Annotated in this window: 18 protein-coding genes and 1 tRNA gene; 6 read left to right on the forward strand and 13 right to left on the reverse strand. The window is 57.3% G+C overall.

Annotation, left to right across the window (positions count from 1 at the left end):
• Positions 1-248: 248 nt before the first annotated feature.
• Positions 249-2,258 (forward strand): MASE1 domain-containing protein, encoded by a 2,010-nt coding sequence (locus N7U68_RS09075; protein ID WP_263048904.1) that lies wholly within the window; start codon positions 249-251, stop codon positions 2,256-2,258.
• 198 nt (positions 2,259-2,456) lie between these two features.
• The gene (locus N7U68_RS09080; protein WP_165196222.1) at positions 2,457-2,639 is read left to right on the forward strand and encodes a DUF3008 family protein; all 183 of its coding nucleotides are present in this window, start codon (positions 2,457-2,459) and stop codon (positions 2,637-2,639) included.
• A 331-nt stretch (positions 2,640-2,970) separates the two neighbouring features.
• Here N7U68_RS09080 and N7U68_RS09085 read toward each other — a convergent pair whose 3' ends face one another.
• The 7 genes from N7U68_RS09085 to N7U68_RS09115 all read right to left on the reverse strand — a co-directional run bounded on the left by N7U68_RS09085 (position 2,971) and on the right by N7U68_RS09115 (position 11,229).
• Complete coding sequence (locus tag N7U68_RS09085; RefSeq protein WP_263048905.1) at positions 2,971-4,104, reverse strand: aromatic ring-hydroxylating oxygenase subunit alpha; 1,134 nt, start codon at positions 4,102-4,104, stop codon at positions 2,971-2,973.
• Entirely contained in the window at positions 4,101-5,132 is a 1,032-nt protein-coding gene (locus tag N7U68_RS09090; protein WP_165196218.1) for a quaternary amine ABC transporter ATP-binding protein, read from the reverse strand. Before N7U68_RS09090 ends, N7U68_RS09085 begins: the two co-directional genes overlap by 4 nt.
• Entirely contained in the window at positions 5,132-5,998 is an 867-nt protein-coding gene (locus tag N7U68_RS09095; protein WP_263048906.1) for an ABC transporter permease, read from the reverse strand. Before N7U68_RS09095 ends, N7U68_RS09090 begins: the two co-directional genes overlap by 1 nt.
• 66 nt (positions 5,999-6,064) lie before the next feature.
• Positions 6,065-7,054, reverse strand: coding sequence for an ABC transporter substrate-binding protein (locus N7U68_RS09100; RefSeq protein WP_165196214.1), 990 nt, complete (start codon positions 7,052-7,054; stop codon positions 6,065-6,067).
• 54 nt (positions 7,055-7,108) lie between these two features.
• The gene (locus N7U68_RS09105; RefSeq protein ID WP_263048907.1) at positions 7,109-9,103 is read right to left on the reverse strand and encodes a metallophosphoesterase family protein; all 1,995 of its coding nucleotides are present in this window, start codon (positions 9,101-9,103) and stop codon (positions 7,109-7,111) included.
• Entirely contained in the window at positions 9,100-9,855 is a 756-nt protein-coding gene (locus tag N7U68_RS09110) for a GntR family transcriptional regulator (RefSeq protein WP_165196211.1), read from the reverse strand. Before N7U68_RS09110 ends, N7U68_RS09105 begins: the two co-directional genes overlap by 4 nt.
• A 720-nt stretch (positions 9,856-10,575) precedes the next feature.
• Positions 10,576-11,229, reverse strand: a complete 654-nt coding sequence (locus N7U68_RS09115) for a helix-turn-helix domain-containing protein (protein ID WP_165196209.1) — start codon at positions 11,227-11,229, stop codon at positions 10,576-10,578.
• A gap of 187 nt (positions 11,230-11,416) precedes the next feature.
• Here N7U68_RS09115 and N7U68_RS09120 point away from each other — a divergent pair, with 187 nt between their 5' ends.
• The 4 genes from N7U68_RS09120 to N7U68_RS09135 are packed head-to-tail and all read left to right on the forward strand — an operon-like array spanning position 11,417 to position 17,015.
• Positions 11,417-13,861, forward strand: coding sequence for a GcvT family protein (locus N7U68_RS09120; RefSeq protein ID WP_263048908.1), 2,445 nt, complete (start codon positions 11,417-11,419; stop codon positions 13,859-13,861).
• An 18-nt stretch (positions 13,862-13,879) separates the two neighbouring features.
• A complete protein-coding gene (locus N7U68_RS09125; RefSeq protein ID WP_206295701.1) occupies positions 13,880-15,397 on the forward strand; it encodes an aldehyde dehydrogenase family protein in 1,518 nt (505 codons plus the stop codon).
• A 47-nt stretch (positions 15,398-15,444) separates the two neighbouring features.
• A complete protein-coding gene (locus N7U68_RS09130; RefSeq protein WP_263048909.1) occupies positions 15,445-15,603 on the forward strand; it encodes a hypothetical protein in 159 nt (52 codons plus the stop codon).
• Positions 15,603-17,015 (forward strand): cytosine permease, encoded by a 1,413-nt coding sequence (locus tag N7U68_RS09135; RefSeq protein WP_263048910.1) that lies wholly within the window; start codon positions 15,603-15,605, stop codon positions 17,013-17,015. The genes N7U68_RS09130 and N7U68_RS09135 overlap by 1 nt, the downstream gene beginning before the upstream one ends.
• Before the next feature lie 280 nt (positions 17,016-17,295).
• On the opposite strand, the gene N7U68_RS09140 is transcribed toward N7U68_RS09135, so the two are convergent.
• The 6 genes from N7U68_RS09140 to N7U68_RS09165 all read right to left on the reverse strand — a co-directional run bounded on the left by N7U68_RS09140 (position 17,296) and on the right by N7U68_RS09165 (position 23,701).
• Positions 17,296-18,177: a DMT family transporter gene (locus N7U68_RS09140; protein ID WP_263048911.1), complete on the reverse strand. Its 882-nt coding sequence runs from the start codon at positions 18,175-18,177 to the stop codon at positions 17,296-17,298.
• Positions 18,178-18,252: 75 nt separating this feature from the next.
• Positions 18,253-19,248, reverse strand: coding sequence for a CobW family GTP-binding protein (locus N7U68_RS09145; protein WP_263048912.1), 996 nt, complete (start codon positions 19,246-19,248; stop codon positions 18,253-18,255).
• Positions 19,229-20,620, reverse strand: coding sequence for an amidohydrolase (locus N7U68_RS09150; protein WP_263048913.1), 1,392 nt, complete (start codon positions 20,618-20,620; stop codon positions 19,229-19,231). Before N7U68_RS09150 ends, N7U68_RS09145 begins: the two co-directional genes overlap by 20 nt.
• A 12-nt stretch (positions 20,621-20,632) precedes the next feature.
• Positions 20,633-21,997 carry a YjiH family protein gene (locus N7U68_RS09155; RefSeq protein ID WP_263048914.1) on the reverse strand — a complete coding sequence of 455 codons (1,365 nt, stop codon included), beginning with the start codon at positions 21,995-21,997 and terminating at the stop codon, positions 20,633-20,635.
• A 131-nt stretch (positions 21,998-22,128) separates the two neighbouring features.
• Complete coding sequence (locus N7U68_RS09160) at positions 22,129-23,010, reverse strand: LysR family transcriptional regulator (RefSeq protein WP_263048915.1); 882 nt, start codon at positions 23,008-23,010, stop codon at positions 22,129-22,131.
• A gap of 614 nt (positions 23,011-23,624) precedes the next feature.
• Positions 23,625-23,701, reverse strand: a tRNA-Arg gene (locus tag N7U68_RS09165).
• Between the last annotated feature and the right edge of the window lie 43 nt (positions 23,702-23,744).

Here is a 23,744-nt window from a genome sequence, read left to right on the forward strand (position 1 = left end):
TCTTGCGGCGTCGGAAATCAGAAACTCTACGCAGTATCTTGCAGCATCGCTCCTTGTATCCGTGTCCGATGACATTCCGCAAAAGTCGATACGTCAGGCGCGCTTGGCCGCTTGATAGGTTATGGGATTAGGAGTATAATTTGTTGAATAATTCGATGTCCGACGAAGACAGAAGTTGCCCGCGCCGCCCGAATAATTGACCCGTATAATTGAAGTGCTTTTCGTAATTGACCCGAGCTTAAGGGGGATTGATCGCGTTGTCGCATTCAAAGAGCAAAGTGCTGGTGTCGACTGACATAGCATCCGAGACGGTCGAGAACGACTGGCCGATAACGCGTAGTGGGTCGCGGGTGGTACTGACATCGGAGCGACCAAGCGGCATCGCGCTGGGAGCCTGCTATGCCGCCTACATGCTGGCCGCGGTGTTCGGCCAGTGGATGAGCGTGATCCCGGGCATTCCGATCACCGTCTGGCCGCCGAATGGCGTAATTCTGGCAGTGCTTATCATCACTCCACGGCGGAGTTGGCACTGGTGGATCGCGATCGGGGCGGCCGGTGAGTTAACGGGGAACGTGTTGTGGTTCCACAATAACTTAATCCCTGCGCTGGGCTATGTCTTGGGGAACGCGGCGGCAGTGGTCACCGCGGCTCTGTTGCTTGCGCCCCATCTCGGACATCCGCTCATCCGCCTGACGTCATTGCGTCAGGTGTTCGCGTTTCTCTTCATCGGCGTGCTGACGACGCCGGTGATCAGCGCAACCATCGGAAGCGCCATTGACGCAGCGGTGGGAAAGAACCCCTTCGTGGTCACCTGGCCGCTCTGGTGGCTTGGCGATGCAACCGGCATTCTGATCGCCTCACCGCTGGTCATCTCGACCGTTAATGCTTGGCGCGAGGCGGTGCGGCCCAACTTCTCGCAACTTCTGGAAGCCGCCGGCATCGCAGCAACCATCGTCGCAATCAGCGTGTGGGAACTCTCCACCGGGGCCGCGCACGCCTTTCTCCTCCTGATTCCTGTGATATGGGCCGCGCTTCGCTTCGAATTCCGCGGCACTGCGTTGACCATTCTGACGCTCGCACTTGTGGTTGGCACCCATACACAAACTTTGGCCACGACGGCGCTCGCGGCTAACGACGCCGTCTTCGCGCAGTCCCGTTTGCAGATCCTCATCGCCGCCGCTGCCGCGACCGGGCTGATCGTCGCCGGGCTCATCCGGCAACAGCGGGAGGTGCTTATCGACCTCGCTCGCATCAATGCCGAGCTTGAGGATCGGGTCGCACGGCGGGCCCGCACGATCGAAGCGGCCGAGGCGCGGTTCAAAGCAACCTTCGAGAATGCCGCCGTCGCAATCGGCATCGTCGATGCCCAAGGAAAGCTGGTTAGGGTGAACGAGAGCTTTGCGCGTATGCTCGGTTACGATGTGAACGCACTGGAGGGATTTGAGCTCGACCGTTTCACCCATCCCGACGACCGGACCAAGGGTACAGCGGCATGGAGGCAACTGGCCAGCGGGGATTCGGATCAATACGAACTGGAAAAGCGGTATCTGCGCAAAGACGGCGAGACCGTCTGGGGCCACACGTCGGTCAGTTGCGTTCGCACTCTTAGCGGTGGAATCGACTACGGAATAAAGATCATCCAGGACATCACCGCCCGCAAACAGTCGGATGAGGCGCGACAGATTCTCGCACGCGAGGTCAATCACCGCAGCAAGAACCTGATAGCGATCATTCAGGCGATTGCCCGCCGGACCTCGGCGCGCTCGCCGGAGGATTTCGCCACAACATTCGCTCAGCGACTTCAGTCGCTCGCTGCAAACCAAGATCTTCTGATCAGGAGCGACTGGGAAAGCGTCGGTCTGAAAGAACTGGTTTGCAGCCAGATCGAACCCCTCGGGACTGTCGGAGAGCGTTTCGTCCTGTCGGGTCCGCCGATCACGGTTTCGTCTGCGGCCGCGCAGGCTATTGGTATGGCGCTGCATGAATTGGCTACGAACGCTGCGAAATACGGGAGTTTGAGCAGTGACCAAGGCAAGGTGGAAATTGACTGGACCGTCGACGGCGACGATTTTCGCATGTCTTGGACCGAAACTGGTGGGCCGGAGGCTAAAGAGCCGGACCAGCACGGTTTCGGCACCACGGTGATCGATACGATGATCAGCTCGACGCTTTCCGCGAAGGTCACAATCGACTACACGCCGAAAGGACTCGTCTGGCGGCTGTGCTGTCCACATTCAGCGCTAAGCGAGGCCGGTTAGGGTGACTACACCACGCGTGGGTAGCAGGCTTGTCACAAACCTTCGACAACCTAATCTTTTCGCAAAAAACAAGACACTGACCATCAGTTAAGAGCGCAGCTTACTCTGGCCTTCCTCATCGTATCGGAGCAAGCATCCCGGCGGGAACTGATGGTGCCTTCAGCGCGTTCTATCCTTGTCAAAAAGAGGTGTTATCTAATGCCAGCCAGATCCAAAGCCCAGCAGAAAGCAGCCGGTGCCGCACTTTCCGCAAAGCGCGGCGAAACCAAGAAATCCGACTTGGTCGGCGCGTCAAAAGAGATGTATGAGAGCATGACCGAGGAGGAGTTAGAAGAACTCGCTTCGACGGATCGCAAAAACCTTCCCGACAAGAAAAGCTGAGAGCCAGCGTTTCGGAGGAATGCCTAAACATTCCTCCCCGAGGATTTGAACCGACCGAAATCCGGATTATCCTCGTAAAAAACTCGGGAAGAGCCTTCGGCCTGTCTAGGGTTTGGTTCGTGAACAGATATGCCCCCTGCGGTACGGATGATCTCGAGCTTCTCGCAAGCGGCTTTTCTCATACATTACATGTCCCATACATCATCGCAGCGAGGTGGATGATCGATTTCGTTCGCGATTTTGAATTAACAGAGCGATCTGCTTTTTTGTAGCGACCGGATACAAAGTGACCTATCGGCCTGCCCAGCACAGCTTCTTTTAGCAGATCTTTTCACTCTCCAGTCAAAGCCTTTCTATAAGCGGACAGCGTCAGGCGATTCACGAACATTGTTGCCTCTTCCTGATTGGTAACGTAGCGCGCGCGCGGCATACGCCCGCTGCGCAGGCCCGCTTGCTGGATTTGGGTAGCGCCCTGATCTTCGGAAAAAGTTTGATCCCAAAGGTCGATCCAGCGCTTACCCATTTCAGTATCGCTACCCTTGCGCAGTAGGCAGTACATAAATTTCTTGGACGTTTCCGGCCCTGTCGGGATCGCCTGATGCAACAGCAAGAGGTCGTCCTGCCGCATGATCGTGGACCCTGGGTAGAACTGGAACGCCCGCTGTGACCGGGCTTTGAGTTTGCCATGCTCAGCAGGGCGTGCGTCCGGAGAAAACGAGAAGGTCATGCAGTTATCGAATTCTTCGTAGGTGAAAGCCCCGATGTTGGTCTCAAAGGCATCTCCGAAGCTGGTCGAGTGAATCGTGGGGCAGTGATAGCATTCGGTGTTGTTATCGTACCAAAGCTTCCAATTGGATTGGAAGTCGTAGTCGATTGTACGAACGAGATTGTAATTATCGAGATAGAATTGCGGATCAGTTTCATACCCGATGTTTCTGGTATAGTCCGCAATCTTTGGGTGATGAGCGAGGAAAGGCGTAGCTTCCGGGTCGGCGTTTACAAAAACCGCAGGGCCCCAGGTATCCACCGCAATCGGCAACAAGGACATTTCGGACTTGTCAAAACCTGGCTCCTGCTTCGTATTCGGTGCACCGCGCAGGCTGCCGTCAAGGTTATAGCTCCAGGCGTGGTAACGACACGTTAGCGTATTGCATTTGCCGGTTTCGGTCGCGACCGTGTAGCCACGGTGACGGCAGAGGTTCACGAAACCGCGCAGCACGTTATCCCGCCCGCGGACCACCACCACCGGCACATCTCCGGCACGGCCCACGACCGTATCGCCCGGTTCGCTCAGTTGATGAACTGGCGCAAACAGCAGCCAACTCTTATTGTAGATATGCTTCATATCAAAGTCATAGATATCCGGATCAGAATAGAAGTTTGCCGGAAATCCCCAACCCTGATCAAGATTGGTCTGCAGGTCGTCAAGGTCTATGCTTGGTGCGGGCTTGAAGGGCTTGTTCATGGTTTTCCTCCTAATTGACCGGATATGGCGGCCACAATTTGCTGTGCAGTTACGGTGCCGCAGAGTTCATGGGTTGCGTCGTCCAGCACAGACACCGGTCCCTTGGCACCGACGACCTTGCTCAACGCGAGCTCCAGCGTGTCGCTGCGGCGCAAATCGCTGGCATGCGGCACCGCACCATTGGGCGTTTTCATGATTGCCGCTACTCGCAGGGCGCGGCCGCGATTTACGTTAGCTACAAACCGCTGGATGTAGTCATTGGCAGGCTGCAGGATGATCTCTTGTGGCGAACCAACCTGCACCAATTCGCCATCCTGAAGGATCGCAATCCTGTCACCGATCGCCAGCGCTTCGTCGAGATCATGTGTGATGAAGATGATCGTCTTGTTCAACTCGCGTTGTAGGTCGAGCAAAACGGTTTGCATGTCACTGCGTATAAGAGGGTCCAGAGCTGAAAATGCCTCGTCCATCAACAGGATATCGGGATTGGTGGCGAGGCCACGGGCCAGGCCAACGCGTTGCTGCATGCCACCCGAAAGTTCATGGGGATAGCTGCCCTCATAGCCCTGCAGGCCAACCTTAGAGATCCATTTTCGAACAGAATCCTCCCGTGCGTTGCGGGCGTCACCGCGCACCTCTAACCCATAGGCGACATTATCCAGCACGGTGCGGTGCGGCATTAAGCCGAAGTTCTGAAAGACCATGCTGATCTTGGTTTGCCGCAGATGCTGCAATTCGCGGGGTGACAGCGACAGGATATCCTGCCCGTCAATGATGATCGCACCGGATGTCGGGTCGATCAGCCGGTTGAAATGACGGATCAGCGTCGATTTCCCAGACCCCGACAAACCCATAATCACATGAACCTTGCCCTCCGCCATGTCGAGTGACACATTGCGAAGCCCAACAACATGATTGTGCTGCGCTTGGATATCCGACTTGGACAGATCGCCATTAAGTAATGGCACAATGGATTTCGGATATGCACCGAAGACCTTTGAGACTTTCTTGACCTCGATCTTGCTCATCACGTTTCCGATCGCTGGCTGATATGGCGCATCTGGCGTTTTCCGTAGGCCTGCGTGATCCGATCAAAGATGATCGCCAGCGCAACAATCCCAATGCCGCCCACAACGCCTTTGCCAACATCCAGCCGCTGGATGCCCACAAGAACCTGTTCCCCCAAACCGCGCGCGCCGATCATCGAGGCAATCACGACCATGCCGAGCGCCATCATCGTACACTGGTTGATCCCTGCCATGACATTAGGCATCGCGAGCGGAAACTGCACTTGCATGAGCTGTCGCAGCTTGCCAGTGCCAAACGCGGCCGAGGCTTCCATCACTTCCCGATCGATCAGACGGATGCCCAGATTAGTCAACCGCGCCAGTGGCGGCACGGCATAAATCACCGTTGCGATGATCGCAGGCACCTTGCCCAGACCGAACAACATCACCGCCGGCACCAGATAAACAAAAGGCGGCACTGTCTGCATTGCGTCAAGAACAGGGGTCAACACGCCCTGCAGCCGATTGCTCTGTGACATGAGGACGCCGAGCGGCAGGCCGATCATCACCGATAGCAGAACGGCGACGATCATCAGGGCCATTGTTTGCATCGTCAAATTCCACAGACCGAGCGAACCAACGAGGATCAGGCAAGAGCCGACGATGACCGGCAGTTTCCAGCTGCGGCTGGCATGCCAGCTAAGAGCGCAGAGCAAGATTATGACACCCCACCAGGGTATCGTGAGCAGTGCCCATTCGATCCAGATCAGAACCGACAAAATGAAATCGGACACAACTTCGAACTGATCGCCATAACCAGTGATCAGCCAGTCGAGCGCTTCGTTGACCCACCTTTCCAGCGGCCATTCCAGTGATTTCGGGAACATGAGGCGATCTCCAGTGGGGTGGAAGCTCTACGGCACCGTTTAGGACGGCACCGTCGAGCAGTTGGTTCAGAGTGCAGCCTTGACCTTGGCCGCAACATCTGCGGGCACCCATTGGCTCCAGGTGGCCTCTTGCGTCTTGAGAAAGTTCAGCGCGGCATCGTCACGGTCCGCGCCTGAGTTTTCCTGCATATACGCAAGCATTTGACTGATCTCTTTGGAGTTAGTCTTGAGACTGCTAAAGAACGTCTCGAGAGCGTCGGCCTGAGCGACAAAGTCCGCGCTGCCACCGACATGCGCTTCTGCGAGAGCAAAGGCGCAGGCATTCGCATTCGAGCCTTCACAAGCCGGTTCCTCTAGCTTGATCATGTCATAGAGGCCCATGACCCAGGTGGGTTCCCAATAGTAGCCCACAATCGGCTTGCCCCGTTTATAGGCCGAGGCGAAAGCCGCATCGAGCGCCGCGCCCGAACCCGGCTTGAAATTCGTGAAAGAATCCAACAGGTTGTATGCCTCCAGCTTGTTGTTGTTCGTCTGCTCACAGCCCCAGCCGATCGGGCAGTTGAGAAACCGGCCCTTGCCAGGAGCTTCAGGGTCGGCGAACAGGTCCTTGTATTTTGACAAATCTTCCACGGATTTCAGATCTGTCGCCATCGCCTCGATTCCGCGCGAACTGTCCCCGTCGATAACATATCGCGGCACGTACCATCCTTCGGTTGCATCCGAGTAGATGACACCCAGATCGACCGCACCGGCCTCAAGGGTTTTGCCCCAAATCTCGACGTTGTTGGAGGGCCAGATATCCATGAAGATGTCCACGTCGTTCTTTTGTAACGCAGTGAACAGCGGCACCATCGCGCCTGTGACCATCTCGACTTGGCAGTCATAACCAGTTTCTATGATCTTCCCGGCGATCGAGTTGAGCACCTGCACCGCATCCCAGTTGCCGTCCGCCAGTTTGACTGGTCGATCCAGTTCGCAGGCCGATGCAGCCATCGGCATGGCCAATCCTGCCGCCAAGGCAACCATGGCCAGTTTGGTGTACGACGAATTTTCCATGATGTATCTCCCCATAGGTTGTTTGTTGCGTAGTTGTTTGCTGCGCTGGTTTGGCTAACCAGAGGTCTCGACAAGTAGAAGGGCCTCAGGATGCTGTGCCCCAAGCGTTGAAATTGGGCCTGATTTCCGAGTATCGGGGTCGTGCCAGATGGCGTTGGTGGGTTGGGTATGCGCCTTGCCGCAAAGCTCCGTGGCCACCCCAAGCATCAGTGTCGTCCCATCCTCCGCGTGCAAGCTGTGGGCAGATCCCGTTTTCCAATTGCCGCCCGCAAGACGCGGCGCCAAAGCCGTCAGCATGCGCCCGGCAAGACGTGGATTGAACCTCCGGTCGACAAGACCTGTCCGGACGAAATATCCCCGGTCGGCATCTGCGAAAGTGTCCAGCACTACATGCGTATGGGTTGCGCCGGTAGCGGCCATCACCGCCTCGCCGATGCGCAGGGCATTGGCGCGGTCGTCGCAGAAATCGGCCCAAGGGCTTCCTGTCGTAGATTTGACGTAAAGCACCGGCAGTTTGCCCGTTCTTTCCCCGAATTCGTCAAGGCGGGTAATCGCGGGGTGCGGGTCGACCTCGCGAGATATCGAAAAAACAAAGCCGTCGATGGCAGCGCCTTGCGCAACGGCAAAATCTGCCAGTTCGTCCATCTCATCAAGGCTGAATCCGTGGCTGATCAGGTGGTTGTAGCGCCCGCCCGACGTTTTGGCGGCATCCTTGCGGTTAACACGCGACAGCAGCAGCGGAACACCTGTCGCCTCTTTCAGCGCAAGGATTGCGGGCAGCAGGCTTTTGCGCTGGTCCCAGCTGATGACGACTTCCAGACGGTCGATCAGATCGGCGTGATCCGTGAGCGCCTGCGCGGTTGCGGAGTCCGGCAGGTCGTACATATACACGTGAAAACGATGGCCCAACGGGCGCAGTAGCGTCATCCGGCGGCGAACTTTGTCGTCCAGCAGATCCTGTACCGGCACGCGCATTCCTGACAGGCCCATTTCCCACAACGCCATCACCGGATAATCGTTACGAGCTGTCTTGCGGCGAAACTCGTCCACTGCGCCTGACGGCGCCACCGTCATCTCTTCGGCCCAGCTGTGCCGCATATCCACGCTGACACGCGGCAAGGTCGTGCGTTTGACATGCGTGCGCGGGTAACTGGCAGGCTCGTCCAGCGCATCTTCGGCGAGGCAGCGCCCGTAGGTGCGGTGATAATGCGTTACATGTCCCGTTTCGTAGATTTCCAGAGTCACGAAACCCAGTTTGGCGGCGTCATTTCGACCGAACTGATCTCCGCCATCGATACGATACATCTCGGAGTAGTCGTGACGCACGAAACAGGTGGACGGCATCACATACATCGCCGTTTCACCATACATATCGTACCAGAAGTTATGGACATGCGCGCTGAACAAGGCTTCGGGCTTGTGGCGCTCGATCAGGCCCAACAGCCAGCTGCGCCCGGGCTCGTCGATATTGTCGTAGCTGGTCGGCTCGGCGGGGTCGGACACATAAAGTGGATAATGAATGAAGAAGAAGGTGCGCTGTCCCTGCGAACTCTGCAGATCCTTTTCGAGCCAGGATTTTTGCGTCGCCTCGGCGGGATCACCTGAGTTGATCAGTGACGCATTGAGCACGACGAAATGCACGTCCGCATGATCGAAGCTGTAGAAATGCTTGCCGAAATGCTGCTCATAAATCGCGATGTTTTGGGCATTCACCATGCCTGCAGGCATCCAGTCCACAGGCTTGTCGCCGATGTCATGGTTGCCGGGAACCAAATGCAGCGGAATGGACAACGCCCCGGCGATTGAATGGAAATTTTCGGCCGCCTGCGCATAGCTTGGCAACTCCGGCACCGGGTTGATCATGTCCCCCATATGCACAGCGAAGGCCGCGTCACTTTGGGCGATCTGCGCAAAAACATGCCGCGCACGCGGATTCGCTTCGGCATTCGCTGGGTAGGGCGAGGCCGAGAAATCCTCACGCTCGTTCACATGAGTGTCGGACACAAGCGCCACTTCAAACAATTTTCGCCCCGCGGTCTGTCGGCTCATTTCTGGAATTCCTCATCTATAGTGATGTCGATCTCGAGATTCACGAAATCGCCCCGGTACTTGGTGTTGCCAACGTAGAGCACCGCGCCTTGGGCATCGGTGATCACCCGCTTCACGTCGCCGATAGCAGCGTTCACAGGCAGATCGAGATGCTCCGCCGTTTCCGGGTCGGCGGTCGTGAAGGAAATCGTTTGATGCATCCGCCCGCCAGCGATTTCAGGCGATTTTGCGAGAAGCGGGATGACCATCTCGCGGTCATAGCCTTCACGGTTTTGCAGATAGATATCTTTGCGCAGGTGAATATTGATCACCGCATAAGGTGTCGTATCCGTCATGTGGATACGCCGCATGAAGTGATAGGGCCCGCATAGCTTGCCGATTTTCGGATGGATCAGCGGCGTGAGCGGCTCATCTGACGCGACCAAGACCTTTGCCCGCCTGCCCTTCAGGTGATCCAACAGTGAGCGGAAGCTCGTGTCGAAATGCAATGAACGTGTGCTTGCCTCGTTTGATTTGACGTAGGTGCCGCTGCCCTGTCGCCGCTCTACCAAGCCCTCCGCCTCAAGGACGGCCACGGCATTGCGGACCGTCACGATGGATACGTCAAACTCCTTTGCCAGCTTGGAAATGGCGGGTAATTTTTCGTTGGGCGCGTAGATACCTTGCAGGATATTCCGCCGTAACCCACCCGCAATTTGCAGGTATAGTGCGCTGCGATCTCGCGCCTTACGCGTGAATATTCTGTTCTGCATTACGCCATCCTATCTTATAGTCATCCTAATAATAGAATCAATTTTTTGTCAATCACCGTTTCTGAATTTGGCACGTCTGAATGTTAGATGAGTCTCGAACCCCTCCGAAAAAGGAGAACCAATTCCGATCTAGCCACACATCAGCTTTCGGAAAGTTGACTGTCTGGAGAGGACGTCGCAGACCGCCCGTTAAACGCAGCCCTCGTGATCAGAAAAGCGGAATGCAAGTTTGGCTGGGTGTACCTTGGGGAAGGTGATGCGGGCCTAGACGTCGTGCTCTACGCCACCCATGATGTTGGCCACCTTCGGCACCTCTGATCTGATCGAGCCTCCGACAGCGCTCCCCCGGGGTGCTCGCCGCCTCTGCGGTGTGGACCGAAATCTACGTGGGTAGTCCACATCCAACCGGGAAAAGCCGCAGCAAAACACTTAAGTCGAGCGATACAATCGCACGGTCCGACATAAGTAACTGGATTTTACATCTTCAACTGCATCGGCGCGGCGCAGCAGATTTCCATCGAGAGGCTCTGATCCAACAACAACGCGCGCCTCGACATGGGCAACACGGATTGACGTCCGCCCCGAGACCTAAAATGGCCGCGTAAATCCTACAACCAAGTCCCAGTAACAATAGCGGATACCCTAACAGCCCAGTAGCTCATGCTGGATTCTTAAACTGATCTCACCAACTCATCTATGCAAGTTGATTAATCCCAAGCGTCAGTAGGTCGGCGGGCTGATCGCCCAGATCACGACCGTGTCCCTGTCGGTAAGGTTGGCGTAGCGGTGCGGACGTTCGCTGGAAAAGGCAAAGCTGTCGCCCTCTTTCAGTCGCAGGTGCTTCTCATCCACCCAAAGATCCAATTGCCCCGAGATGACGATGCCCGCCTCTTCGCCGCGATGGTTGTAGGGCTCCGTCCCGCTCTCTGATCCGGCGGGAAAGGTGCAGCGCAACAGCTCGATCGTCTTGTCCAGATTAGGCGACAACAACTCGTCGGTGATGCCGCTTTCGAAAGACAGAGTGCGGCGTGCGTGCGCACGCACCACGATGTCGCGCAATTCTTCGTGGTCGTCCGTTTCGGGTGGAAAGAACCAACTGATGGTCACGCCCAGCGCGCGGCTGATCGAATGCAACGCCTTGACCGAGGGGCTGGAAATGCCGCGTTCAATCTGGCTGAGGTAGCCCTTGGAGAGGCCGGTCGCCTTACCCAGTTCGGCAATGGTGGTGTCGCGCGCCTTGCGTAACCCGCGAATTTCCTGACCCACGCGCGGATCAAGATCCAGTACATCCCGAAGATTGACGCGCTCTTCGGCGTCGTCGAGGCACCCGGTTACATTTGACGGGCGGAGAACCTTGGGAAGGTCGTGGGACATGTGCACTCTTTGCAGTTTTTACGGGCCGACGCAGGCTATCGCTTGATGAAAGTATAGGTCGCGCTTTGCAACCCTCAATAGCAAGTGAATATAGGTCATTTCAAGTTCATAAAAGTGAACTTTTAACTTGCAAAGTTCACTAGCGTCTTTCATCCTGATCCCGAAATGCATGGTTGGGGAGGACCGCGTGGCGAAATCCGTGGATATCATCATCGTCGGCGGCGGCGTGGCCGGATGTTCGATTGCTTATCACTTGGCTCAGCTAGGGATCACCGATGTTGTTCTGCTGGAACGCAAGCAACTGACCTGCGGCACCACTTGGCACGCTGCGGGCCTCGTCACACAGTTGCGCGCCACGCGGAACATGACCGAACTGGCCAAATACACTGGCGAACTGTTCCACGGGCTGGAGGCCGAGACCGGGCAGGCCACCGGATTTCGCCAGAATGGCTCGCTGCGGCTGGCCACCCACGCTGCGCGGCTGGAGGAGCTGAAACGCGGCGCATCGATGGCGCGCAATTTCGGGCTGGAGGCGCAGGAAGTCACCCCCGGGGAGATTAAAGAACGCTATCCGCTGGTCGAAGTGGATGATCTGGCAGGCGGCATCTGGATGCCGAATGATGGTCAGGTAAATCCCTCGGACGTTACGCTCGCCATGGCCAAGGGCGCGCGACAGAAAGGCGTCACGATACGTGAGAACGCGCCGGTAGAGCGCATTCTGGTCGAAAACGGCCATGCTGTCGGCGTCGTGCTGCGCGGCGGCGAGGAACTCCGCGCCGCCAAGGTGGTGATCGCAGGCGGCATGTGGTCGCGCGATCTGGCGGGCGATATCGGCGTGTCGCTGACGCTGCATGCCGCCGAGCATTTCTACATCGTGACCGAGCCGATCCCGAATCTCCCGCGCGATCTGCCGGTAATGTTTCTTGGCGACGAATGTTCGTACTACAAGGAAGACGCGGGCAAGCTGCTGTTGGGCTGTTTCGAACCCGAAGCCAAGCCGTGGGGCCATAAGGGCATCTCGGATGATTTCTGCTTTGACTCCCTGCCCGAGGATTTCGACCATTTCGAGCCGATCCTCGACATGGCGGTCCGGCGCGTTCCGGCGCTGGCAGATGCGGGCATACAGCTTTTCTTCAACGGGCCCGAGAGTTTCACACCTGATGACCGCTACCTCTTGGGCGAAACGCCCGAAGTGCGCGATCTCTTTTGCGCCTGCGGGTTCAATTCAGTTGGGATCCTGTCATCTGGCGGCGTCGGCAAGGCGCTGGCTGCATGGATCCGCGACGGCCATCCACCGATGGAACTGGCGGATGTGGATGTGCGCAGGATGCAGCCCTTTCAATCCAATTCGCGATACCTGTTCGACCGCACCAAGGAGACGCTGGGCCTGCTCTTTGCGATGCACTGGCCCTATCGACAGTTCGAAACCGCGCGCAATGTACGCCAAAGCCCGGTGCATGACCGGCTTCTGAGTCAAGGCGCGGTGATGACCGAGGCCGCAGGTTTCGAGCGGCCCGGTTTTTTCGCGGCCGATGGGCGGTCAAAGGAATTTGGCTATTCTTACGGCCCGCAAGGCTGGTTCCCGGATGTACGCGCCGAATGCCTGAACACCGCAGAAAACGTCACGCTGTTCGACCAGAGCTGCTTTGCCAAGTATCTGCTGCAAGGCCGCGATGCCTGCCGCGTGCTGAACCACATCTCGGCCGCAGAGGTCGATGTACCTCCGGGCAAGGTCGTCTATACCCAATGGCTGAATGACCGTGGCGGGATCGAAGCGGATGTCACCATCACCCGAACCGCGCCCGACACCTACATGATCGTGACCCTCGGCGCGTCGCAGACCCGCGATTTTTCCTGGCTGACACGCAGCATCCCGGAAGACGCCCATGCCTTTGCGACCGACATCACCGCCGGGTTGCCAATGCTGGGGTTGATGGGGCCGAAATCGCGCGCGCTTCTGGAGGTCGTGTCGGGCGCTGATCTTTCCGACGCCGCCTTCCCCTTTGGCACCAGCCGCGAGATTGAACTGGGCTATGCTCGCGTCCGCGTCAGCCGCCTGACCTATGTCGGTGAACTGGGGTGGGAAATCTATGTCGGGGCCGATTTTGCCTGCCATGTCTTTGACGTGCTGACCAAGGCAGGCGCAGCGTTCGGGCTGGGACATGGTGGGTATTTCGCCATCAATTCACTGCGGATGGAAAAGGGCTATCGCCACTGGGGGCATGACATCGGCGAAGAGGACACACCGCTTCAGGCTGGGCTCGGCTTTGCCGTGGGCTGGGACAAGCCGGCATTCCGGGGCCGCGACGCGCTGCTGAGGGCGCGCGAATCCAAACCGCAGGCCCGCCGTTTGATCCAGCTGAGGCTCGACGTGCCCGAAGATCCGCCCCTGCTCTATCACGAGGAACCAATCTGGCGGGACGATACAATCGTCGGGTCGATCACCTCGGGCGGTTACGGGCACCGGATCGGGGCCTCTCTGGGCATGGGCTATGTCAGCCATCCCGATGGGGTCGACGCCGTTTTTCTAAAATCAGGCACATTCGAGGTCGAAGTGGCGTGCAAGCGCTATCCAGCCTCGGTTCAGTTCAAGGGGTTCTACGACCCCACCAATGACCGCATTCGCGGATAGTCGTGAAAGGAACACACTATGACCGACGTAACGCAACAGATGAAAAACATCAGCCATCACATCTACATCGACGGCCAACTGCGCAAGAGCAAGGCGAGTGATGCTACGGACGTGATCGAGCCCGCCACGGAGGCCGTGCTGGGCAGCATCGCGCAGACCACCGATGCCGAAATCGACGACGCTCTGGCAAGCTGCGCCGTGGCGCAGCGCAAATGGTGGCGCGACTTCTCGGCGCTGGACCGCGCCGCGGCGATGCATGAGATGGCCGACAAGTTGCGCGAGATGCGCGCCATGCTGGCCGAGGCCCTCACCCGCGAAATGGGCAAACCCTACAAGGAAGCTTGCGACGAGGTGGATTGGTCCATCCATTCGCTGCGCCATTCCGCCGAGATGGGCCGCAACGAGCAGGGCCGCGTCATGGGGCCGGCGGTCGCCGGACAGTTCCACTATACGCTGAAGCAGCCGCGCGGCACGGCAGCGCTGATCATGCCGTTCAACTATCCGCTGGTTCTGCTGGCGTGGGAGGCTGGCGCGGCACTGGCCACTGGCAACGCGGTGATCGTCAAGCCGTCTGAATATACTTCGCTGACCACCTTGTTGTTCGCCGAAGCGACCAAGAGCCTGCCCGACGGGTTGTTTCAGGTTGTCACCGGTGGCGGGCGCGTGGGCCAGCATCTGGTCGAACATGACAACACCCATGTCGTCGCCTTCACCGGCAGCGTCCCGGTTGGCCGCGCCGTGGCAGCGGCCTGCGGCGAGCGAATCAAGCCTAGCCTCATCGAGACCTCGGGCAACGACCCGTTCCTGATCATGCCCTCTGCCCCGCTGGATATCGCGGCGCGCGCTGCGGCATTCTCGGCCTTCATGAATTGCGGGCAGATCTGCGTTTCGGCCGAGCGGTTTTATGTCCATCAGGACATCCATGACGAATTCGTGGAAAAGCTCGTCGCCGAGACCGCGAAACTGCGGATCGGTAATGGCCTCGACAAGGTCGATATGGGGCCGATGGTCGCCGCAAAGGAACGCGACCGCTACGAGACGCTGCTGAAGGGCGCCATGGGCGAAGGCGCACGTGCCGCCATCGGCGGCAGCCGTCCGGCCGGGTTCAACCAGGGCTGGTTCGTGGAGCCGACCGTTCTGGTCGATTGCACACCCGACATGAGCGTCTTTCACAACGAGAGCTTTGGCCCGGTCGCGCCGATCTGCAAGGTCCGTGATTTCGACGAGGCGATGGAATTGGCGAACGCGTCCAAATACGGGCTGGGCGCCAATATCTACACGATGGACCTCGAAGAGACCATTCGCGCCACCGAAGATCTGGAAGCCGGGATGGTCTGGGTTAACGCGCCCTTGCTGGACAACGACGCCGGCCCCTTTGGTGGCTCGAAACTCAGCGGGATGGGGCGGCAGCTTGGCCCCGAAGGGCTGGAGACGTTCCGCGAAACCAAGATGATCATGATCGACCCGCGCTGTGACACCCAGGATTTCTGGTGGTTCCCATACGCGGACGACACGATGCACCCGAAGGCAAAATAATCGGGAAGTAAATAACGATGTGACTCACATATTCAGGGAGAAAGACAATGAGTAACTCAAGACTGGCGCCCGAACTGGAGCGCCGCCTAGAGCAGGTCGAGCGCGAAGCCGAGACCAGCCCGCGACTGGCCGCAAAGGACTGGTTGTTCCTGTTTCTGTCGGGCGTGGCCTTTCCCGCGCTTCTGCTCATCTGGGGGGGCATGTGATGACCGATCAGACTACCGCCACTCGCGCGGGCGAAAGCGCGGACGAGACCAACTGGCCATTGTTGAAGTCAGAGCGCACCTGGAGCCAGCTGGAAATCGGCGTTGTGCTGCTGGTCGCGGCAGCGGCGACATGGTGCTACATCATCGGCGAATATGTCGGCTACTATCTGAACCTCAAAATGGGGTTCGCGGCAATGACCGCGGGCTCGATGATCGGCATGCTGCTGGTAACGCTGGCTGTGGTGCCTGCGGCCGGTCGCTACGGCATCGATTCCATCGTCAGCACGCGACCCCAGTTCGGCAGCCGGGGCTGGATCATCCCGGTCTTTCTGCAATACACTTCGATCATTGGCTGGAACTGTCTGCTGCTGATCTTTTTCGGCAAGACAGCGGTGCAACTGTTGCTGACACTCGGGCTCATCACCGAGGCATCCAGCGGGACCGTCCAGATCATCTCGGCGTTGCTCGCCTGCACGCTGGTGTTCGGCGTGTTGCTGACCGGCAAGACGGGTGTCGAGCGTATCTCGAACGTACTGTTCTTCTTTATCGTCGGTGTGGGCGCGTGGATGACTTGGCTGTTGTTGAGCACCAAGTCCGCCGAGATCACCGCCGCGGCTCCGGCCTACGCGTCGGGCAGCCTTCGGTGGGATTACATCACCGGCCTGGAGATCGCCATCGTCAGCCTGCTGTCGTGGTGGCCCTATATCGGTGCCATGGTGCGGGTTGCCCCCGATGCACCGACATCGGTGAAACCGGCGATGCTCGGAATGGGCCTGCCGGTACCCCTGCTCAGCGTGATCGGGCTGGCAGCGATCCTCGCCCTCGGGATTTCCGACCCGTCGCAATGGATGGTGGAACTGGGCGGCAGCTTCTACGGGTCAATCGCACTGGTTTTCGTGCTGGCGGCGAATTTGGGCACTGCTATCGCAGGTGTCTATGCCACCTCGGTCGGCCTGCGTTCCGTGCCGGCATTCGATCGCCTGCCCTGGACTGCGACATTGCTGATCGGCCTGGTCCCGGTGGCGATCATCACGATCTTCCTGCCCGATCTCTTCTTCAATAACTTCGGCACATTTGTGGCCTTCATCGGGGTGTTCTTTGCGCCGCTGTGCGGGATCCAGATCGTGGACTATCTGCTCTTGCGGCGACAGCGGCTGAACTTGCGCGCACTCTATGATCCATCGGAGGGTGCGGAATACTACTATTGGTTCGGTATCAATCCGGCGGGGCTGCTCGGAATGGCGGCAGGGTTCGTGACATATGTCTACCTGCTCAACCCGATCAGCTACGTGTCGCGCGCGCCATATGAATATGTCACGGCCTCGTTGCCTGCGGCGTTCCTTGGTGGATTGGTGTTCTGGATTGCGACCGTGGTTCTGGTCCGGCCAACCGGGCGCGGTGGCTACAAGTAGACGTAGAATCGATCAGGACCGGCGCAGCGCGTCGGTCCTGACATTGACGGATGTACGCAGGTCATCAACCAAGGGCCACGCGCATGTTCTTCAGCCAGCATCACCATCCGTGGACTGCCGCTTTGCCAAATACGCGCGGAGCCCGCCCTCAGCCACTAGGCTGTCATGGGTCTCGGTCACGGCGATGTTGTCTTCGAACCCACACCTTGGGAGCTTCCTATCCCAGACGTGGCCATAAACTCTGCTGAATAGGCTGCATTTGTACAACAACCCAATTGGTTTACTGTCTGAACGCGAGAAATGTGCCAGATGCCAAGATGATCGCGATTCCGAAAATCGCGAGTGCGTCGGTCATCACGCCCCACAGCATGAAACCCCATATGCTGGCGAAGATCAGGAAGGAGTACTCGAAAACTGCGACGTTGGACGGAGTTCCGATACGGTAAGCTTCGGCGATACAGATGACTGCGATCACGGCGCCAAGGGCCTGAAAGGCTGTGAGAAAGAAAAATCTCGACGTGGGTGCCACCCAACCTCCGGTCAAAAAGGTCGGGTTCGCGGTGGGGACCAGGCTAAAATAGATGAGCATGATCAGACTCATCGCCCCCATGGCGACAAAGATGCCAATCGCCAAGGCAACTGGTGTTTCGTCGTGGCAAAGAAATGGCGTCAACAACATGCCCAATCCGTAGAACACACCAGCGGCCAGTGGCAAAAGTGAGAGCATGCTCAGAGCTGCGATATCTGGTTGAAGCAGCATCAATACCCCAGCGAACCCCGTCAGTATTGCAAGCAGCTTGACCAGTGTAATTCGCACATTGAAGAGAAGGGCAGAAAGCAGCAGCACCCATATGGGCGCACTGAATAATCCGGCGCCAGCCTGCGCTACTGACAAGGCCCCCAATGCTGCAAAGTAGATCAACAGGCCGACGGAGACGCACACGCTCCGCAAGGCGACATTTCGGAGATTGGCCGGGCGCAATGTCTGTCCGGCCAAACGTCCAATAACGAGCAAAAGTGGGATCGCGATCATGGCGCGAACGACTTGAAACTGCCAGACCGCAGCTTCTTCGGCGACTAGCCCCACAAAATTATCGATCAAGCTGAGAACCGCAGAGGCGAACAGAGCCAAGAAGGCGGCGCGTACTTGATGACTGGCCAAAGTTGGACCCTTTCGATGTAACTGGCTGGAAAATGTTTGCCGATGCGCTTTGGTGTAAGAAACAACCAGAGAGGCTTATCTTTCGATCAAACGTTGGACCAATCTCTTTGCGTCGGTCTGCCTCTTGCGCGGTACGAGCAACACGAGCTTTCCAATACAAGAAGCGTCGGTGATTTCAACTGGGCGAGGAAGCTGAACCAAATGCTGCACGACGTCCAATCGTACCGGTTGCTCTAAGGTGTCGAGGCGAACGATCCCCTTCAGCCGCAGCAGATCGGAACCCAGATTTGACGTCAACGCATCCAGCCATTGCCGAAGTTCTGCGTCGGACAAGGCGCGGCGAAGGTTGGCTTGGATAGCGATGTAGTCAGATTGCTGGTGTTCTATGTGAACGTGTTCTCGTTTTTGCGAACCTGTGTCAGCCGCGAACATCGATACGGCAAGAGTGTTGAGGTTGGAAATAGGGGAGCCATTTATAGCGGCGCAAAAATCCGTCGCTTTCATGCGTTGGTCATCGCTGGCAACGTCGGCCTTGGAAAGATATATCAAATCGGCCATAGCCAATTGGCGTGGCACTTCGGGCATGATTTCAGCGGCCTCGATTCCCAGAACACTGTCGAAGACAGTTACTAGGTTACGGAACTTGAACCGGCTGAGCCTTAGAGGGTCGATCATAAAGGATTGCAGGATCGGCCCGGGGTCTGCGAGCCCGCTGGTCTCGATGAGAACATTTTCAAATAGCGGAAGTTCAGCGCGTTCACGACGTTCTGCAAGCGATCGTATTGCGCGAGCAAGATCACCTTGGGCCGCACAACACAAACACCCACCTTCAAGCAGGATCGTATCTTCGGAGGCAGACTGGACCAAGTGGTGGTCCAGTCCAACATCGCCGAACTCGTTCACTATGATGGCAGTATTGCGGAAGTGCGGATTGCATAGAAGCTCGTTGAGCAACGTCGTTTTTCCACTACCCAAACTACCTGTAATTACAGAGACATGAATCGTCGTATCGAGAGTGAGATCGAGCGAGGATACATCTGGTAGTGCGCTTCTATTCGACCCAGGTTGCATCCCAGAAGGCCTCCGGGTTTTGTGTTAGTGTTTCCCATGCTCCGACACGCGGCGGATCAAGTGTCAGGCCCTTTGTCCGCTCGGTTAACTCCTCCTTGGCTTGCTCTATAACCTTGGGATTGAGCATTAGGTCGATGGCAGACAATGCCAGCGTCTCTGAAGCCATAAGTGGACCGGGATAACTGCCGGGATATCCTGCCAGAGCTGTCAGAGCCCAATTATGCAGTGGTACTTGTTGGGGGTATGCCCAGTTAACGCGTCCGAGCGGGATTTGCCAGCTCACCTCGCCATCGTCCTGACCATAGGGATCTACACCTTCGGTATAGAGTCCGACCTCTTCGTCAAGATCGAACGCGCCGTTCGGCGCGCATTCGAACGCAAGGCTTTGCATCCACTTTTTGGCCTCGTCACTCCAGGCCGGCGGGCCAACCTCTTGCAGGTTTGCCATCATCATTTCGGCAAGCCTGTCATTGGGCAAGTAGCCGTGGGTCGCAGAAACGAACAGGTGCTGGAATGATACGCCGACCAATTGCGCAGAGTGTTTACAAACATCGACAAGAAAATCGTAAACTTCACTCGTGCGGTCGTAATCCGCCTGACGCGCGTTAATCCAAACGCGCGCTTCGTCCGGTGTGACATTGGGAATACCGCCGCCCACCCGGAGGACGTGTTCGACCTGAGTATCGGCGAAATGATGTGCCCGTAGACGCTCGATCGATTGCACTGCAAGTTCGGCTGCATCCAGCGCATTGGTCTTGCGGATCGATCCACCGTGCCCCGACTCTCCTCGGAAGACGATTTCACCGCCGACTACAGATTGGCAGGGACGCGAAATCACCCCATTCTGATAATCCCCGTGGGAGGTGAGAATCGCATCGACCCCCTCGAACGCGCCTTTCTTGAGAAGTCCGACCTTGCCCCAAACAATCTCTTCGGCAGGGCATCCGATGACGATCAATTCACCGGGTATCTTGTGATCCTGCATGGTTTTGAGAGCAGCGATCGCTGCTCCGCAATTCGCAGCCCCGATCTGATTGTGGCCGCAGGAGTGCCCCGCGCGCTGCCCGCGGGACTGCCGGTACGGCACCGCATCATTTGCGGTGCCAGGTAACGCATCGTATTCTGCCAGTATCGCAATACATGGACCAGGACCCAACCGCTTGCGCGCGATGAATGCGGTCGGCATTCCACAACACGGAGCCTCAATGTCAAACCCGCTCCCTCTGAGCCATTCGGTCAACAGGCGCGCTGCTGCAACCTCCATAGCCGGGAGTTCTGGCTTCTCCCAAAGAGCGTGAATATGGCGCTCGACTTCGGGTTTGATGATCGACCAGCTACGCCGCGTGGCTTCTTTCCAAAATGCAGGTTTCATGAACTGGTGCTCCTAAAGCAAGATGTAGGAAAGCAGCACGGCAATTGGCAAAGCAATAAGCGTGCGCAGCAGGAAAATAACGAAGAGGTCAAAGACGTTGACCGGAATCGGCGATTTGAGGAGCAGTGCGCCGGGTTCGGTCATGTAGATGATCTGAACAAGCGCTACGACGCCCACCACGAACTTGGTTTGGATCGCCCCTATGTCTCCGCCCAGAATGAACGGCAGGAATACATCCGCAAAGCCGATCATCAGCGTTGGTGCGGCCGTTGCTCCATCTGCAAGTCCAAACCAGCCTAGGATGTAAACGAACGGTAGCGATATCCATTGAAAGAAGGGGGTGAACTCGGCAATTACGGTTACGAGAACGCCAAGAACCATGACAATCGGCTCCAGCGCGAACCAGATGTCTGCAACGACCTTGGCGCCGCTGGCGAGAAAGGAATCCTCGCGCGGATGCTTGCCGCGTGCCGCAGCAACACGAATAGCTGCTTTACCAGAACTCACGCCCGCAGGCATGGTTTCCGCAATGCCCTGATGTTCGGCATGCTCCCAATATGTGTCGGCCTTCAGGCTGATCGGCGGTATCCGCGGCATGATCACTGCCAGGATGATACCTGTCACAACCATAGACAGGAGGATTTCGGGCAACAACTCGGTTATTCCGAGGAAGGAAACGAACAGGGCGACAATCGGGATGGACACAACCGAAAACCCGGTCGCGATCGTGATCGCTTCTCGCGCGGTGTAAAAGCCGTTCCTATACTGCTGATCGGTTATCACAACGCCCACAGTCCCGCTGCCGATCCAAGATGCCGTGCAGTCAACTGCCGCGCGCCCGGGGACCTTGAACAGCGGTCGCATAACCTTTCGAAAGAGAGTGCCGATCAATTCCATGAAGCCGTAGTCGGTTAGCAGAGGTAGGGCGAGGCCCGCCCAGAAAAAGAAAGGCACGAGGGCGGTCATCAACTCCTTTAGCATCAGGCCGCCGGTATTCTTTGACCAGATCATCTCGGGGCCGATCTGCCAGTAGATCATGACCGACAGCACCAATGCGACAACCCTCACGGCAGTCATCCACCACGACACCACGAAGAGTTGCTTTAGAAAGCCGGAGTAGAACGATGGCGCCAATCGACCGACAACGCTTGCGACAGCCGAGATCGCGAGTAGACCGATGACTAGAGGCACCAAGGAGTCCGCCAGCACAGCCTTCGTGTGATTCACGATGAGAGAGAGTAGCAGCGTGAACTCACCATCGTAAGGCAGAGGAATGAGGAAGAACACCACGCCGATGATCGAAGGTATCAGAAAGCGGAGTAACCCGCTGTTGTCCACCGGAGTATTCGCGGCCTGGTTTGGATCAAATGGTTGCATGGCGTCCCCCTCCAAAATTGTTGCCCCCCGGTTCCGTCGGGGAGAACATTTCAATCTGGTTCATAGTTGGAGAAAGGCTTGCATCAAGATAGTCAGATACTATCAATTTTTATCATTAATTTATTTAATGGTTATTGTCCCGAACACTTCATAATTTCCTGAAGGAACATATCACGCGCGCGGTAAGGGGCGGCGTTCGCGTTTGTGATGGTATAAATGGGCAATGAGGGTCCATTGAGTCCCGGAGTCACGCACCAGAGTCGCTTGCTGCGCACGTCGCTCTCGGCAGCCCCCACCGGAAGCAATGCGAGACCGGTTCCAGCCCGCGTCAACCTCAGCATCTCGTCCACATGGTCACTCGTCCCGGCGACCTGGTAGCCAAGTCCGTGCTGCATGCGAAACCGCATCACTTCCTCTGGCTCGCCGGGGGTTTTCAGTATGAACGGATATTCGCGCAATTCAGAAAGGGTGCTGACCTTTGTTCCAAACAGAGAGTGCGATGCGCCGCAGTAGATGCGCTGAACCTCCTTGCACAACAGGCTGTACTTTAACTGCCCGTGCATGAAATGGGCGGGTCCAATGCCGATGTCCAACTCATTTCGCAGCAGTAGATTGGTCAAATCTTCCCAGCCGCTGACCGTGAGTTTCAACTCGATGCCCGGATGAGAGAGATTCAGAAGTCTGATTGCTTCGTCCAAAGGGCCAACGTTGACGCTGCTGATGAGGCGGACGCGAACGGGGCCGCGCACCTGCTTGCCTGCGTCCATCACGCGGGCGGGAATATCTTCGACTATGCCAAAAATGCGCCGACAGATATCCGCGACGACCTCTCCTTCGGTTGTCAACTGAAAGCCACCGGGCCCGCGTTCGCACAGCCGTGCCCCTATCTGTTCTTCGAGACGTTTCAGGGCAAGTGAGATGGCTGGCTGCCGCCTGCCAGTTGCTTGTGAAGCCCGCGAAATGCCCCCGGCCGTCACAATCTTGTGGAACGTCTTGAGAAGATTCCAATCCAAGCTGTCATTTATGCGTATCATGTACGGATACCTGTCTGTAGTCAGGGATTTGGCGGCAAGAGCCGCTTAGGCCAAGAGAGAGTAACCCATCTCGGTGGGTTGATAATGCGCCGCGTCGCTTGTGATGCAAGCGCCTTGCATTGAGTGTCTATTGGTACCTAGGAACTATGGACGGAAATTTTCAAATAATGGGCTGAACTGACTCCCCACCAAGCCGCAGCTACTGTTGCGGGCATACGTAGAAAGAGGTTCGTTGCATCAACTTGGTCGCCGCGCGCTGAGAGCGGGACCAAGTCTCATTTCAAGCGGCTTCAGGGTGGAGGTTGGCCACAAATTCGATCTCATTCGCAAGCCCGTTCTCGCAGTTCTCAAACTGTCCGTTGCGGATGGCGCGGAAAGTTCAGATGCCCGCGCGCGCTGCGTTTGCAGCAGTTAAGGGTTCTGGAACCCGCGCACCGGTCGTAACAGCCCCTTGAAAATCTGAGCGCTATGATGTTGCCTTGCAACAGGCGGCAGGCCGTTGCAGCGGACCGCGAACTAGCACGAGATTATGGTGGTATGGCACAATGAAACTTAAGGTTTTCTCTGAGTTTCATAATCTTGGAGGGGGATGGTGGCGGACCGAGGAGGATTCGAACCCCCGACCCCTTGATTCGTAGTCAAGTACTCTATCCAGCTGAGCTATCGGTCCACTGTGGGTGCATCTAGCCGCTGTCGCGACGCTTGGCAAGGGG

Source organism: Roseovarius pelagicus (assembly GCF_025639885.1).
GTDB classification, from domain to species: Bacteria; Pseudomonadota; Alphaproteobacteria; order Rhodobacterales; family Rhodobacteraceae; genus Roseovarius; species Roseovarius pelagicus.

Bases quoted from the DNA above. Each gene is read 5' to 3' on its own strand.
- N7U68_RS09080 (WP_165196222.1), top strand. From the start codon at position 2,457: ATGCCAGCCAGATCCAAAGCCCAGCAGAAAGCAGCCGGTGCCGCACTT.
- N7U68_RS09085 (WP_263048905.1), bottom strand. From the start codon at position 4,104: ATGAACAAGCCCTTCAAGCCCGCACCAAGCATAGACCTTGACGACCTG.
- N7U68_RS09090 (WP_165196218.1), bottom strand. From the start codon at position 5,132: ATGAGCAAGATCGAGGTCAAGAAAGTCTCAAAGGTCTTCGGTGCATAT.
- N7U68_RS09095 (WP_263048906.1), bottom strand. From the start codon at position 5,998: ATGTTCCCGAAATCACTGGAATGGCCGCTGGAAAGGTGGGTCAACGAA.
- N7U68_RS09100 (WP_165196214.1), bottom strand. From the start codon at position 7,054: ATGGAAAATTCGTCGTACACCAAACTGGCCATGGTTGCCTTGGCGGCA.
- N7U68_RS09105 (WP_263048907.1), bottom strand. From the start codon at position 9,103: ATGAGCCGACAGACCGCGGGGCGAAAATTGTTTGAAGTGGCGCTTGTG.
- N7U68_RS09110 (WP_165196211.1), bottom strand. From the start codon at position 9,855: ATGCAGAACAGAATATTCACGCGTAAGGCGCGAGATCGCAGCGCACTA.
- N7U68_RS09115 (WP_165196209.1), bottom strand. From the start codon at position 11,229: ATGTCCCACGACCTTCCCAAGGTTCTCCGCCCGTCAAATGTAACCGGG.
- N7U68_RS09125 (WP_206295701.1), top strand. From the start codon at position 13,880: ATGACCGACGTAACGCAACAGATGAAAAACATCAGCCATCACATCTAC.
- N7U68_RS09130 (WP_263048909.1), top strand. From the start codon at position 15,445: ATGAGTAACTCAAGACTGGCGCCCGAACTGGAGCGCCGCCTAGAGCAG.
- N7U68_RS09135 (WP_263048910.1), top strand. From the start codon at position 15,603: ATGACCGATCAGACTACCGCCACTCGCGCGGGCGAAAGCGCGGACGAG.
- N7U68_RS09145 (WP_263048912.1), bottom strand. From the start codon at position 19,248: ATGCAACCTGGGTCGAATAGAAGCGCACTACCAGATGTATCCTCGCTC.
- N7U68_RS09150 (WP_263048913.1), bottom strand. From the start codon at position 20,620: ATGAAACCTGCATTTTGGAAAGAAGCCACGCGGCGTAGCTGGTCGATC.
- N7U68_RS09155 (WP_263048914.1), bottom strand. From the start codon at position 21,997: ATGCAACCATTTGATCCAAACCAGGCCGCGAATACTCCGGTGGACAAC.